The following is a 13,345-nucleotide window of genomic DNA, read 5'->3' as shown; positions in this document are numbered from 1 at the left end:
CCAATGCGAGAGGCGCACTGTCTGCTGTGGTCATAGTACAAAGCTAGGCGGCTGGCACTGACGTGCGACTGACTCGAATGGCCGGAACTTCCGAAACCTTGGACAGGGGCCCGTTGGACTGTATTACTTTCTCCTGTGGCCCTGGCTGCCCCAGGCAACCTGCCGCCATCCGTGCCGAGTCATGAGCCATGAGACATGAGGAGTCCCGATGTCCGATGAGCAGACGCGCAAGGTTATCGAACAGTTCAACCAGGCATTCCAGCTGCACGACCCCGGCCTGCTGAAGGACATCCTCGCCCCGAACTGCCGGCTGGAGAACTCCGGCCCCGCCCCCGACGGCTCGAAGCACGCCGGTTATGACGAATGTCTGCAGTTCTGGACCTCGATCGCGGGCAACGAGCACATGACCTTCGAGGTCGAGGACGTCTGGGTGGCCGGCGAGCGCTCGGTCTGCCGCTGGACGCTGCGCTGGGGCAGCGGGGCGCGGGACTTCGTACGCGGGGTGAACGTGCACCGCCTGGAGAACGGTCTCCTCGCCGAGAGCTTCGGATACGTCAAGGGATAAGCACCCCGAAGAACGAAAGAGAGCGAAGGGGCCCGGCCGGAATTCCGGCCGGGCCCCTTCCCGTGCGTACGGACGGCGCCGGTCGGCCTCAGTCGGCGAGCTGCGAGACGATCATCACGCAGTCCTCCAGGGCCCTGGTGGCGTGCCCCTTGCCCTTCGTGTCCTCGACCAGCTGGGTGTTGCCGGGCACGAACGTGCGCCAGGTGCCGTCGCTGACCCCGCACTCCATCTTGCCGCTGACCAGCGTCATGATCTGGCGGCGCGGGGCGGGGTGGAAGTCGCCGAACCAGCCGGCCGGGATGTAGAGGTAGACGGCCTGCTTGGCCGGTATGCCCTCGGAGACGAAGAGCGAGGGCGCGGGCGGGGCGAAATTGAGGGCCGTCACCTCCAGCGTCTCGTCTATGAAATGCGATTCGCCGTTCTCGTCGTTGTAGAGACGGGAAACGGCGATCTTTGCGGTCTCGGCGACGCTCACGGAAACTCCCTGCGAAGTAGTTCGATCGACCGCCTTCCACTATCCCGGTCGACGCTGATGGGCCCCTGACCGATTTCCCACCCAACCCGCAATTGCCGTCTCAGAAATTCATCAGCAGCCCGTCAGCCGGACCGTGCCAAGCTGATGGCAGAGAAAGGCCGTTGGAGAGGTACCCAAAGCGGCCGAATGGGGTCCGGCCCTTCGCCGGACGGGCTCTGCCCACGCAGGTTCGAATCCTGCCCTCTCCGCAGGTGCTCATCCCAGGCACGCGCATCCCGATAGGACGACGAGGGATGCGCGTGCTTTGGCATGAGGGGCCGCCCGTACGCGCGGGTCCGCGCGGCGGAGACGTATGTCCTTCCTTCCTCTTCCCTCTTCCGCAACCCGGCGCGACCCCGATCACGGCGTCGTCTTCCCGAGGGACCCCGAGAGACATGGAGACGCAGTTGCCCACCAGCGACCACCCCAGCATGCCCGCGATCCGCATCCGCAGGACCGACGCCGCCGCGCTCGTGGAGGAGGTCTCGTCCTGGCTGACCGTGGACGCCGACGAGATCGACGCCAAGTTCACGGGCGAACGCTCCCGCATCGTCGAGGCCGTCACCGAGATGAACGCCGCGGCCGTCGCCGGCCCCGGCCGCGAGGACGCCCACTACCACCAGCAGCTCCTGCTGTCGCGGATCTACCAGACGGTGATGCAGATACCCGACCGCCCCTCCGCCGAGGGCTCGGTGCTGCTGCACGAGGTGACCCGGCTGCTGGAGAACGCCACCCTCCAGGCCGAGGACGCCCACCTGGAGCCGGGGCTCCTGGAGTCGGCGCCCGCCGATCCCAAGCAGTTCCTGTCCTGGCTCAAGGGCATCGTCCGCAAGCACCGGGCCTTCAAGCACCCGTACTACACCGACTTCATCAACCGCGAGGCGCGCAGCGAGGACCTGCGCACGTACGTCATCCAGGAGTCGCTGATCGACGGCCGCTTCGACGACTTCCTCGCGATGATGCAGATCGGCACGGTCGGCGCCAGCAAGATGGAGATCGCCGGCAACTACTGGGACGAGATGGGCAACGGCGACCCGGAGGCCGTGCACACCCACCTCTTCAACAAGATCTACGAGGTCTTCGACGTCCGCGCCGAGGACCTGGAAGCCGCCATGACCACCACCGACCTGCACTCCGGGAACCTCGCCGTGCTGCTGTGCCGCTACCGGCACCTGTACCCGGAGGCGGTCGGCTTCCTCGGGATGACCGAGTGGCTGGCGCCCGACCGGTTCCGCAACGTCGTACGGGCCTGGGAGCGGCTCGGGCTGCCGGAGGTCGGGATCACCTACCACCGGCTGCACATCACCATCGACTCCCAGCACGCGGCGGGCTGGTTCCACAACGTGGTCATCCCGAGCGCCGACTCCGCCTACATGCGCCGGGGCATCGCCCGCGGCGCGCTGTGGCGCGCCAACTCCTCCGCCCGCCACCTCGACGAGCGCCTGGAGCTGGCGCGGCCCGGCGCCGAGGGCGGCGCGCTCGCCGAGCGCACCCCGGTCGCCGCGGGCTGAGCCGCCGTGTCACTGCGGGAGCACGGCTTCGCGTTCGTCGGCCTGGAGCCCGTCCCGGGGGCGGTCGTGTCCGCCTTCGCCGAGCCCGCGTACCGGGTGGTGCGGTTGCGGATGTCCTGGACGGCGGACGACGACTGGCTGTTCCTGCCCGTCCCCTCGTACGAGGTCCCGTACGACGTCCCGTACGACGGGGCCGACCGGCGGCTGGAGGCGGGGATGGCGGCGCTGCTGCGGCGGGCCCTGGGCGGGCCGTGGCTGGACGTCCACGCGGACTGGCTGATCGAGCTGCACCGGGTCCGGACCGTGGCACCGGCCGGGACCACGGTCCCGGTGCGGCTGCCCCGGCCGCCGGGCGCGGGCGGCGGCGGGTTCGGGCTGGTGGCGGTGGTCGGGCGGGCCGGGGCGGGGTCGGGCCGGGTGCGGCTGTTCGGTGCCGGGCGGACGGCGCCCCTGCTGGAGGCGGCTCCGGTTCCGGGGCAGGGGCTGCTGTTCGACCGACGGGCGGTCACGCACGAGCGCCACGAGCTGGTGGCGGGCCCGGCCGGCCCGGTGGTGCAGGACCTGCTGGTCGCCCACGTGGCCCGGCCCGCCGGCCCCGAACCGGCCCTGCGCAGGCGTCCGATGCTGGTCCGCGGCCCGGCCGGCACCCTGATCAGCACCCGCCCGGCGCTGCGCTGACAGCGCCGGGGCACCCCCGAGGGGGCGGTGGGGAGCACTCTCCCCGCCGCCCCCTCCTTCGCGCGCTTGCGCGCGGAAGGGCCCCGCCGGCCGTGCCGGCGGGGCCGCGCGAAGCCCACTGCTCCTCTGCTCCCCTACTCCTCGGCCGCGCGCAGCAGTTCGTCCAGGCGGGCGAGGTCCGTCTCGCAGAGGCGGGCGGCCTCCAGGTCGTCGGGGGCGGCCGCGCAGGCCTGGAAGCGTTCCACGACCAGCAGGCCCTGGTTCTGGATCTCCTGCGGCGTCACGTACGACGGCGTCACGTGCGACGGCATCACGTACGACCTCCCTCTCAGACCGCGTTGCAGGCGCGGAAGACGTGGACCAGCGCGGGCAGGCTCGCGCCGTGCTGGAAGGCGATGTACTCCGGCAGCACGGCGGAGGGCGCCCACTTCTGCTTGTACTCCAGCTGCGTGCGCGCCGGGTAGATGTGCGCGCCGTGCTCCCAGAGGTGCTCCATGAACCAGTGGAAGCCGAGGCTGTGGCCCGGGAACCGCGGGGCCGTCAGCGAGGTGAAGGGGGTGAAGCCGAAGTGCAGCCAGCGGGTGCCCTCGGCCGTGAACACGTCGATCGCGGCCTTGTTGAGGGCCTCCATCACCCCCGGCGGGGAGTCGGGCTGCCGTCGGCTCAGGTCGTGCATCCAGCCGGCCTGCGGACCGTAGACGGGGGCGTACGAGACGTAGCCGATCAGTTCGCCGTCGCGGACGGCGGCGAACAGGCGGCGCAGGTGCTGGTAGCGGCCGCCGGTCTGGCCGACGAGGAACTCCAGGGGCTTGACGCCCTCGCCCTTGGTGGAGAGCCAGGCGGTGTCGAGTGCCGCGATCCGGTCGGCGTAGTCGTCGTACTCGACCTCCTTGATCTCCAGGCCGCTGCGCAGGGCGCGGGAGATCTTGTTGCGCAGCTGCATGAACTTGGTGCCGGCCAGGGTGAAGGTCTCCAGGTCGACGGCGTACGAGGCGCCCATCTGGTTCACGGTGAAGCCCTGGTCGACGTAGACGTCGGCGTCCGCGCCCTGGAGCTGTACGGACACGATCTCGCGGCCCTGCTCGGCGGCGAAGGCGGTGAAGCCCGCCAGCAGCCGGGCCCGGGGGCCGTCGGGGCCGGCGGGGGCGAAGGGAGCGAACGGGCCGCCGAACTGGACGAGGTAGCGGCCGACGGGGCGGTGGACGATCACCCCGGGGACGTCCGGGAGCCGGAAATGGCTGTTCCCGTCGCTGAAGGCGAAATACGCGCTGGGATTTCCCGCGTCGGCGTACTTCCGGATGGCGTCGAGCGCGGCATCCGTATCCAGAACCGTTCCGGTCATTTCAGATCCATTCTCGCGCCGACAACTTCCTCACTTATGGCATGCGAGGCCATGCACCACAACCCCCGGACGGCCTTGCGGTCAGCTGCCGGTCAGTGGTGGGTCAGTTGAAAACGCTGGTCAGATGAGTGTCAGGCCTCAGTCAGACAGCGGGTGAAAGACTTCTCACCGCATATTCACTTTCGAGTCGAGGCGAATCCCCGCCCGGCGCGGAAGGAGAATTCCGAGACAGCCCGAGGAGAACACGGCGATGCGTTCCCTGACGACAGCGCGCGGGGTCTGCGAGCAATTCCACGCAGGCCTTCTCGACGCACTCGAAGAGCTGCCGCTCATGGCCCGGGAGGCCGCGGACAGCCCGGTGCTGGAGCTGTACCGCAAGCACGGCGGTCCCGGGCTGCTCGTACCGGCCGCGTACGGCGGCGCGGCCGCCTCCGCGCTCCAGGCGGTGCGGGTGCAGCGGGCGGTCGCCGCCGCCTCGCCCTCGCTGGGCGTGGCCACGGTGATGCACCACTTCACGGTGGCGATGCTGTTCCGGCTGGCGGAGGTCGCGGACCGGCTCACCCCCGCCCAGCTGAAGCTGATGTCGGCGGTGGCCTCCGACGGGCTGCTGCTGGCGTCGGGCTGGGCGGAGGGGCGTACCGACCAGAACATCCTGGCGCCGGCGGTGGTGGCCGACCGCGCCCCGGGCGGCGGCTACCTGGTCAACGGGTCGAAGAAGCCGTGCAGCCTGTCGCGTTCGATGGACGTGCTGACGGCGAGCGTGATGGTGGCGCACGACGACGGGCGCTCCTCGCTCGCGCTGATGCTGATCCCCGCCTCCTCCCCCGGGATCGGGACCCGGCCGTTCTGGGCCACGCCGGTCCTCGCGGCGTCGCAGAGCGACGAGGTCCGGCTGACCGACGTGGAGGTGCCGGACGACCTGGTCATCCACAGCACGCCCGAGGACGCCGAACGGCTCGACGACCTCCAGACGGCCGGGTTCACCTGGTTCGAGCTGCTGGCCACCTCCTCGTACGTGGGGGCCGCGTCCGCGCTGGTCGCCCAGGTGCTGGACGGCGGCCGCGGCAGCGCGTCGGAGCGCGCGCAGCTCGCGGTGCGGCTGGAGGCGGCGGTGGCGCTGGTGGAGGGTGCGGCCCGGTCCCTGGAGGACGGCACGGAGGGCGACGAGGCGGTCGCGGCGGTGCTCACCGCCCGCTACGCGACGCAGGACCTGCTGGCGCAGACCGTGGACCAGGCCGTGGAGATGCTCGGCGGGATGGCCTTCATCCGCTCCGCCGACGTGGCGTACCTGTCCTCGGCGGTGCGCGCCCTGGCCTTCCACCCGCCGTCGCGCGCGAGCGTCGCCGCGGAGCTGGCCGGCTGGTTCGCCGGCGGTCCGCTGCGGCTGTCCTGACCCCGCCCAGCCCGCCACGCAGCCCCGGCCCGTCGGAAGGACGACCCCTCATGGACATCAAGAACCCGGTCGAGTCACCGGTGACCTTCAACCTGCACCGCCTGGAGTACCTGGTCGCGTTCGCCGTGACGATCGGGTTCGTCCTGTGGCACTTCACGGACATCAACTGGTTCGCGGCGATCGGCCTGTTCCTGTACATCGACCTGCTCGGCTACATCCCGGGCGCGATCGCCTACCGGCGCAGCGGGGACGGGCGGATCCACAAGGCGTACTACGTGCTCTACAACTCGATGCACAGCCTGCTCAGCGTGGCCGCCGTGGGCCTGCTGTGGATGTGGCTGATCGGGCCGGAGTGGGCGCTGCTGGCGCTGCCGTTCCACGTGTTCGGCGACCGGGGCGTCTTCGGGAACTTCCTGAAGCCGTTCGGGCTGCCGTTCGAGCCGGAGGACACGCCGCTGGTGCACCAGCTGACGGCGATGCTGAAGCGCCGCTCGGCGACCGCCGGCCCGGTCCCGCTGCCGTACGACGAACACCCCGCCACGATCGCCGCCACCGCCGCGGCCCCGGCCGTCGGGGCGCACCGGTGAGCCGCTACCCGGCCTGGCTGACGGACCGCGGCCCCTCGGCGGCCGCCGAGGGGTACGAGGACCCGGACGCGGCCCGGCTGGCGCTGCGCCGGCTGGCGTCGAGCGTGACGGTACTGACCGTCAGCCGCGACGGGGTCCGGCACGGCACCACCGCCAGCGCCGTGGTCACCCTGTCGCGGGACCCGCTGGTGCTGGGCGCGTGCCTGCGGCCGACGTCCACCTTCGCGGGGATGGTCCGGCGGGCGGGCCGCTTCTCGGTGAACGTGCTGGGCTCGGCGCAGCAGGACGTGGCCCGGCGCTTCGCCAATCCCTCCCGCCCGCTCGGCGACGCCCAGTTCGAGGGCTTCGACTGGACCGCCGACCCGCTCACCGGCGCCCCGCTGATCGGCGGGAGCCTGGCGCACATGGCGTGCCGGGTGCTGGGCTGGCACCAGGTCGGGGACCACGACATGCTCCTGGCCGAGGTCACGGGCGGCTCGCACACCGTCGACTCCCCGATGCTCAGCTTCGCCGGCCGCATGCACAGCGCCTGCGTCACCCCCGCCGCTTCCGTCTCCGTTCCCGCTTCCCCCAGTGAGGTTGCGTCATGACCACCCTTCCGCAGATCCCCGTAGAGGCCGACTGGGACCGTGCGCCCAACCTGCTCGACGGGGCGCAGGAGATGACCCTGACCGCCGAGGAGTGCGATCTGGGCTACTGGCTGTCGGCCGTCGCCCAGGGGACCCTGCGCGGGCGGGCCGAGGCCGGGCACGACGCCGGGACGCCGGCGCACATGAAGGAGGACGGGCCGCTGCGGCAGGCGCTCGTGCTGGAGCTGGGCAACCGGTCGCTGGCCGAGTCCCGGGCGGTGGACGTGCTGTCGCACTACGTGATCGGCGCGCCCGGGGTGGTGGAGCAGGAGTTCTTCACCACCCAGGTGATCGACGAGGCCCGGCACGCGATGATCTTCCGGAAGCACCTGGTGGACCTCGGGGTGCCCGCGGCGGGGCTGCTCGGGTTCATCGAGGAGCAGGGCGCCGACTACACCCGCCGGGTGCTGAACCCGATCGCGGAGTTCGCCACGGGCGTGGTGCGCGACGAGGGCGACTTCATCGGCGCGGTCGCGGTGTTCACCATCGTCATCGAGGGGGTGCTGGCGCCCGCCGCCGAGCTGAGCGAGCGCAAGTGGACGCTGCTGGACCCGGCCGCCGCGGAGATCGCGCGCGGGGCGTCCATCGACGAGATCCGCCACCTGACCGTGGGCAGCTCGATCGTCCGCGAGCACCTGGCGCGCAACCCCTCGTACCGGCCGCGGCTGATCGAGCTGATCCGGCGCGGCCGGCGGCTGTGGGACGAGCTGCCGTCGCAGGAGTTCGTGCTGGAGCGCGAGGAACTGTTCCAGCAGGGCATGTTCGCGCACGCCGAGCTGCTCAAGGACTACGAGGTGTTCCCCGGCTGCAGGCTGCTGGAGACCACGCCCGAGCAGCGCTACGACCTCGCCGAGCAGTGGACCGACGACATGGCCGAGGTGCGGCTGCCGTACATGGGCGTCCCGGAGGCCGTCGACATCATCCGCAACCACCCGAGGTGATCCGGTGACCTCCACGATCCCCGTCCGGGCGACGGAGCAGGAAGCCTCCCCGGTGCCCGGGCTGCGGCGGACGCTGACCACTCCCCGGATCGTCTTCCTGGTGGTCGCGGCGGCCGCCCCGATGTCCGGGGTGGTGGGCTCGGTCCCCCTCGCGTACGCCATCGGCAACGGCGCGGGGGTGCCCGCGACCTTCGCCCTGGCCGGGCTGATCCTGCTGTGCTTCTCCGTGGGGTACGCGGCGATGAGCCGGCACGTGGTCGGCGCGGGCGGCTTCTACACGTACGTCGGGCAGGGGCTCGGGCGGCCCCCGGCCGTCGCGGCCGGGCTGACGGCCGTCCTCGCGTACACGGCGGCCGTCGCCGGGGTGGGCGGGGCGTTCGGGTACTTCGCCGGGCTGGTCTCCGCCGCGCACGGCCTGCCGGTGCCGTGGCCGGTGTGGACGGGCGGGGCGCTGGCCCTGACCGGGGTGATGGGCTACCGGCGGATCGACCTGAGCGCCCGGCTGCTGGCGGTTCTGATGGTCGCCGAGGTGGCGGTGCTGGGGCTGCTGGCGCTGGCCATCGGGGTGCGGCACGGGACGGACACCCTGCCCGCGGCGGCGTTCCGGCCGGAGACGGTCCTCGCCCCGGGGCTGGGGGTGGCGCTGATGTTCGCGCTGATCTCGTACGTGGGCTTCGAGGCGGCCGCGCTGTACGGCGAGGAGAGCCGCGACCCGAAGCGCAGCGTGCCCGTCGCCACGTACACCTCCGTCGCGCTGATCACCGTCTTCTTCGCGGTGATCAGCTGGGCCGCGGTCGGGGCGGTCGGCGCGGACCGGGTCGCGGACACCGCCGGGAAGGAGCTGGGCGACCTGTTCTTCCACCTGTCGGACGACTACCTGGGCGGCTTCGCGACGGGCGTGATGCAGGTGCTGCTGTGCACCAGCCTGTTCGGGGCGCTGCTCGGGCTGCACACCGCCGCGAACCGGTACCTGTTCGTCCTGGGCCGGGAGCGGGTGCTGCCGGGCTCGTTGGCCCGGGTGCACCCCCGGCACGGCTCCCCGCACCGGGCGAGCGTGGTGCTGTCGGTGGCCACGGCCGCCGTGTGCGCCGTGTTCGCGCTCGCGGGGGCGCATCCGTACACCAACCTGGCCACCACGATGCTGGCGCTGGGCACGGTCGGGATCGTCGCCCTCCAGGCGGCGGTGGCCGTGGCGGTGCCGGTCTTCTTCCGCCGGCACCCCGAGGCGCACTGGTGGCGGACCCGGCTGGCGCCCGTGCTGGCCCTGGTGGGGCTGGTGGGGGCGCTCTGGCTGCTGCTGGACAACTTCGCGCTGGTCACCGGGAACACCTCGCCCTGGGTGAACCGGATCCCGTGGCTGGTGGCGGTCGCCGCCCTGGGCGGGCTCGGCCGCGCCCGTCGGCTGCGGGCCCGCCGGCCGGGCCGGTACCGGGCCATCGCCACCGCGCACGTCACCGACGAGGACTGAGGAGCCGTCATGCACGACCCGCACAGCCTGCTCCAGGAGGCGGCCGGGGCCGATCTGGCCCGCCGCGGACACGTCCTGGACCGGGCCGCCCTGCGCGACCTGACCGAACGGCGCGCCCGGCTCATCGCCGAGCGGGACAAGCTGCGGGCCGAGCAGAACCGCTCCGCCCGTGGTGGGAGCCGCCCCGACGACGCGGCCCGGGCCCGGATGGCGGAGGCCAAGGAGCGCCTGAAGTCGGTGTCGGAGGAGCTCCGGGAGGCGGAGGAGGGGCTCGGCGCGCTGCTGCTGGCCGTCCCCAACCGGCCGTACCCGGACGTGCCCGACGGAACCGACCAGGACCCGCCGGTGGTGCGGCGGACCTGGGGGGAGGTCCCGGGGTTCGAGTTCACCCCGCGCGACCACGTGGACATCGGGACCCGGCTGGGGATCCTGGACCAGGTGCGCGCCGCCAGGCTGTCGGGGTCCCGGTTCGCCGTGACCCGGGGGGCGGGGGCCCGGCTGGAACGGGCCCTGGCCGCGTTCCTGCTGGACCTGCACACCACCGAGCACGGGTACACCGAGCACGGGGTGCCGCACCTGGTGACCCGGGAGACGATGACGGGTACCGGGCAGCTGCCGAAGTTCGAGGACGACCTGTTCCTGACGAACGCCGCCGACCGGGACCTGCTGCTGATCCCGACGGCCGAGGTGCCGCTGGTGAACCTGTACCGGGGGGAGACCCTGCGGGAGGACGCACTGCCGCTGGCGCTGACCGCGTTCACGCCCTGCTACCGGGCGGAGGCCGGCTCGTACGGCCGCGACACTCGGGGGCTGGTGCGGCTGCACCAGTTCGAGAAGGTGGAGCTGGTGCGGATCTGCCGGCCGGAGGACTCGGCGGCGGAGCTGGAGCTGCTGACCGGGCACGCGGAGACGGCGCTCCGGCGGCTGGGGCTGGCCCACCGGGTGGTGGAACTGCGGGCGGGGGACCTGGGGTTCGCCGCGCGGCGCACCTACGACATCGAGGTGTGGCTGCCGGGGCAGGGCACGTACCGGGAGATCTCCTCGTGCTCCGACTGCGGGGACTTCCAGGGGCGCCGGGCCGGCATCAAGGTCCGCGACCGGGACGGGCGCAAGCGGTTCGCGGCGACGCTGAACGGTTCGGCGCTGCCGGTGGGGCGGACGCTCGTGGCACTGCTGGAGCAGTACCAGCGCGCGGACGGCTCGGTGGCCGTGCCGCCCGCGCTGGTTCCGTACGCCGGCTTCTCCGCGATCGCCCCCGACGGTTCGCCGGTGGTCAGCGCGGAGTGAGCCCGGAGGGCGCCCGGGCCGGTGGCCGTACGAGGTCGCCGGCCCGGTCCGGCCAGGTCAGGACGGTGACCGGGGGCAGTTCCCGGGAGACGAAGGCCGTCATCGCCCACGGGCAGTCCTGCCGGGTCGGCTGGAGCGCGGTGTGGCCGTGCCAGGGCAGGGCGCCGTGGCCGGTGATGCCGCGCAGGCCGACGGAGCCGTCCGGGCCGAAGGCCAGGTCGACTTCGCGGGCGCCGTCGGTCAGGCCGCGGCCGGTGGCCTTGACCGCGGCCTCCAGCAGGGTCCATGCGTGGAAGAAGGTCTCGGGGCCGACCCCGTCCGGGACCCCCGGGTAGATGAAGGTGAGCACGTCGAGGCTGCTGGAGGCCGGGCGGACCAGCTCGACGTCGACGCCGATGGGTCCGGTCTCGGTGGCGCCGAGCAGGAGCAGTCCGTCGGAGCGGGACCAGCTGACGTGGGTGCCGGGCTGGTCGGGCAGGTAGGGCTTGCCGGCGGGGTCGTAGTGGATGCGCAGGTCGTGCGCGTCGACGCCGAGGCGTTCGGCCAGCAGGCGGCGGACGGTGAGCCGGGCGCGGTAGAAGCGGTGGGCCGCACGCGCGTGGACGAACTCGGCGCCGCGCCGCAGTTCGTCCTCGGTGAGGCCCTCGGGATAGCGCGCGGTGATCTCGGTGGGGGCGACCTGGTCGAGGTCGACCAGCCATGCGTCCATCATTCTCCTTTCTCGGACACATCCCTGCTGTCCCTGCCGTGGGGCTACAGGGTGAACACCCTCGTGCGGGAGCGCGCGGGGTCGCCGGGCCGGAGGTGGAGCCGCCCGGCCGCCGGGAACAGCACGGCCGCGGCGACCGTGCGTTCGGCACGGATGTCGCCCCGGTCGGGGACGCGTACGGGGGGCCGTGCGAGCAGTGCGAAGTGGTCCTCGGCGTCCGCGTCGCCGGGGAGGGCGGCGATCCCTTCGCGGGCGGCGGCGAGGCGGCGGAGCGAGGAGTTGCGGGCGAAGACGTTCAGCTCGTCGGCGGGGGCGAAGTCCGGGTGGAGGTAGTGGTTGGTGTGGGCGAGTGCGCCGGGGGCGGCTTCGGTGACGCGCAGGTCGCCGTCGAGGTGTTCGGCGTACAGGACCCGCTCGTGGTCGCAGAGCATGAGGGAGCGGGAGCTGGTCAGCGGGAGGTCGGCGAGGACCTTGACGGCCTGTTCGGCGGTGGCGGCCGTGTCGAGGAGGTGCCGGACGGCCAGGTACGGGGGGACGCCGGGGCGCCAGGTGCCGCCGAGGACCAGGTTGATCCCGACGGCGAGGCCGTCGCTGTTGACGCCGAGGTAGCCGAGGAGTCCGGCGAAGCTGAGCACGAGGGAGCTGCGGGCGGCGCCGGCGCGGGCGGTCTCCAGGACGGCGACGTGGGTGTCGAGGTTGCCGCTGAGGTCGACGGTCTGGGCGAGGACGGGCGGGCCGCCGGGGCCGGTGCGGGCGTACGTGGTGCAGTCGCCGCCGGTCCGGATCCTGGAGTAGCCGGTCAGTTCGCGGCGCAGCTGGAGCAGCCAGGCCTCGTCCTCGCTGATCCGGGCCCCGTCGGCGAGGCCTGCGACTTCCTCGGCGAGGTCGGGCAGGGCAGCCTCGACCGCGTCGCGGTGGGCGGCGATCGAGGGCAGCAGGGCGGGCAGGGCCGGGGGCCGGTCGACGAGGTGGCCCAGGCGGGCGAGGCCGTCGTCGAGGAAGGCCCTCAGGGGGGAGGCCAGGGCCGTGCCGTGGGCGCGGCCGATGTCCCAGGGGGTGCCGGACGCCCGTATGTGGGCGATGCCGGGGTCTGCGGTGTCCTCGCTCATGCCGGTACGGCCTTCTTGGGGCCTTGCGCGAGGAGTGCGCGGACGGCGGGCCATTCGGAGCGCAGGACGCTGTAGAAGACGGCGTCGCGGCGGCGGCCGCCGGGCATGTAGTTGAAGCTGCGCAGGACGCCTTCCTCGGTGGCTCCGATGTTGGCGAGGCCGCGGCGGGCCTGGACGTTGAGCACGTCGGTCTTGAACTCGGCGCGTTCGGCGCCGAGCACCTCGAAGGCGTGCTCCAGCAGCAGGGCCTTGGCCCAGTGGTTGACGCCGCGGCCGCGGAAGTCGCGGCCGAGCCAGGACCAGCCGACTTCCAGGCGCCGGTCGGCCTCGGCCATGTTGCCGAAGCTCATGCTGCCGGCGATGCGGCCGCTGTCCTTGTCGGTGATGGTCCAGACGGCGCGGCGGCCGGCGGCGTGGTCGGCGAGGGTGGCGTCGAAGAAGGCCTCGAAGTCGGCGTCGGTGTCGACGGCGGCGACGAAGTAGCGCCAGATGTCGGGGTCCATGGCCACCGCCCGGACGCCCTCGCGGTCGGCCTCGGTGACGGGGGTGAGGCGGACCCGGTCGTTCTCCAGGACGGCGGCGGTGTGCTCGGTCCAGCTCAGGGCGCTCATC

General features: G+C 72.6%; 15 protein-coding genes and 1 tRNA gene. 10 read left to right on the top strand and 6 right to left on the bottom strand.

Going from position 1 to position 13,345, the window contains the following annotated elements:
• Positions 1-208: 208 nt before the first annotated feature.
• Entirely contained in the window at positions 209-565 is a 357-nt protein-coding gene (locus tag ACZ597_RS33715; protein ID WP_471338844.1) for a nuclear transport factor 2 family protein, read from the top strand.
• 88 nt (positions 566-653) lie between these two features.
• Here ACZ597_RS33715 and ACZ597_RS33710 read toward each other — a convergent pair whose 3' ends face one another.
• Positions 654-1,040 (bottom strand): cupin domain-containing protein, encoded by a 387-nt coding sequence (locus ACZ597_RS33710; RefSeq protein ID WP_471338842.1) that lies wholly within the window; start codon positions 1,038-1,040, stop codon positions 654-656.
• Positions 1,041-1,203: 163 nt separating this feature from the next.
• Between ACZ597_RS33710 and ACZ597_RS33705 the strand changes: the two genes are divergently transcribed.
• From ACZ597_RS33705 to ACZ597_RS33695, 3 genes are all read left to right on the top strand, one after another.
• Positions 1,204-1,288 (top strand) — tRNA-Lys (locus ACZ597_RS33705).
• A 186-nt stretch (positions 1,289-1,474) separates the two neighbouring features.
• Entirely contained in the window at positions 1,475-2,590 is a 1,116-nt protein-coding gene (locus tag ACZ597_RS33700; protein ID WP_471338840.1) for an iron-containing redox enzyme family protein, read from the top strand.
• A gap of 6 nt (positions 2,591-2,596) precedes the next feature.
• Positions 2,597-3,268 (top strand): hypothetical protein, encoded by a 672-nt coding sequence (locus ACZ597_RS33695; protein WP_471338837.1) that lies wholly within the window; start codon positions 2,597-2,599, stop codon positions 3,266-3,268.
• A gap of 134 nt (positions 3,269-3,402) precedes the next feature.
• On the opposite strand, the gene ACZ597_RS33690 is transcribed toward ACZ597_RS33695, so the two are convergent.
• Both ACZ597_RS33690 and ACZ597_RS33685 read right to left on the bottom strand, forming a co-directional pair.
• Complete coding sequence (locus ACZ597_RS33690) at positions 3,403-3,579, bottom strand: hypothetical protein (protein WP_471338835.1); 177 nt, start codon at positions 3,577-3,579, stop codon at positions 3,403-3,405.
• A 17-nt stretch (positions 3,580-3,596) separates the two neighbouring features.
• On the bottom strand, positions 3,597-4,610 hold the full coding sequence (locus ACZ597_RS33685) for a bifunctional lysylphosphatidylglycerol flippase/synthetase MprF (protein ID WP_471338833.1): 1,014 nt from the start codon (positions 4,608-4,610) through the stop codon (positions 3,597-3,599).
• A 250-nt stretch (positions 4,611-4,860) separates the two neighbouring features.
• Between ACZ597_RS33685 and ACZ597_RS33680 the strand changes: the two genes are divergently transcribed.
• From ACZ597_RS33680 to serS, 6 genes are read left to right on the top strand one after another with little or no spacing between them, the layout of a single operon-like run.
• Positions 4,861-6,003 carry an acyl-CoA dehydrogenase family protein gene (locus ACZ597_RS33680; RefSeq protein WP_471338831.1) on the top strand — a complete coding sequence of 381 codons (1,143 nt, stop codon included), beginning with the start codon at positions 4,861-4,863 and terminating at the stop codon, positions 6,001-6,003.
• A 50-nt stretch (positions 6,004-6,053) separates the two neighbouring features.
• Positions 6,054-6,590, top strand: coding sequence for a hypothetical protein (locus tag ACZ597_RS33675; RefSeq protein ID WP_471338829.1), 537 nt, complete (start codon positions 6,054-6,056; stop codon positions 6,588-6,590).
• On the top strand, positions 6,587-7,180 hold the full coding sequence (locus ACZ597_RS33670; RefSeq protein ID WP_471338827.1) for a flavin reductase family protein: 594 nt from the start codon (positions 6,587-6,589) through the stop codon (positions 7,178-7,180). The genes ACZ597_RS33675 and ACZ597_RS33670 overlap by 4 nt, the downstream gene beginning before the upstream one ends.
• Entirely contained in the window at positions 7,177-8,160 is a 984-nt protein-coding gene (locus ACZ597_RS33665) for a ferritin family protein (protein WP_471338825.1), read from the top strand. The genes ACZ597_RS33670 and ACZ597_RS33665 overlap by 4 nt, the downstream gene beginning before the upstream one ends.
• Positions 8,161-8,164: 4 nt before the next feature.
• Entirely contained in the window at positions 8,165-9,628 is a 1,464-nt protein-coding gene (locus tag ACZ597_RS33660) for an APC family permease (protein ID WP_471338823.1), read from the top strand.
• Between the two features lie 9 nt (positions 9,629-9,637).
• Positions 9,638-10,915, top strand: coding sequence for a serine--tRNA ligase (gene serS / locus ACZ597_RS33655; protein WP_471338821.1), 1,278 nt, complete (start codon positions 9,638-9,640; stop codon positions 10,913-10,915).
• Here the strand turns inward: serS and ACZ597_RS33650 are convergent.
• The 3 genes from ACZ597_RS33650 to ACZ597_RS33640 are packed head-to-tail and all read right to left on the bottom strand — an operon-like array spanning position 10,902 to position 13,344.
• Complete coding sequence (locus ACZ597_RS33650) at positions 10,902-11,624, bottom strand: 4'-phosphopantetheinyl transferase family protein (RefSeq protein WP_471338818.1); 723 nt, start codon at positions 11,622-11,624, stop codon at positions 10,902-10,904. The genes serS and ACZ597_RS33650 overlap by 14 nt on opposite strands.
• Before the next feature lie 44 nt (positions 11,625-11,668).
• Complete coding sequence (locus ACZ597_RS33645) at positions 11,669-12,733, bottom strand: C45 family autoproteolytic acyltransferase/hydolase (protein WP_471338816.1); 1,065 nt, start codon at positions 12,731-12,733, stop codon at positions 11,669-11,671.
• The gene (locus ACZ597_RS33640; RefSeq protein WP_471338814.1) at positions 12,730-13,344 is read right to left on the bottom strand and encodes a GNAT family N-acetyltransferase; all 615 of its coding nucleotides are present in this window, start codon (positions 13,342-13,344) and stop codon (positions 12,730-12,732) included. The genes ACZ597_RS33645 and ACZ597_RS33640 overlap by 4 nt, the downstream gene beginning before the upstream one ends.
• Position 13,345 lies beyond the last annotated feature (1 nt).

The organism is Streptomyces sp. NPDC040718, from assembly GCF_055593565.1.
The sequence above is the reverse complement of the archived record's forward strand: the minus strand, read 5'-3'. Positions and strand labels throughout refer to the sequence as shown.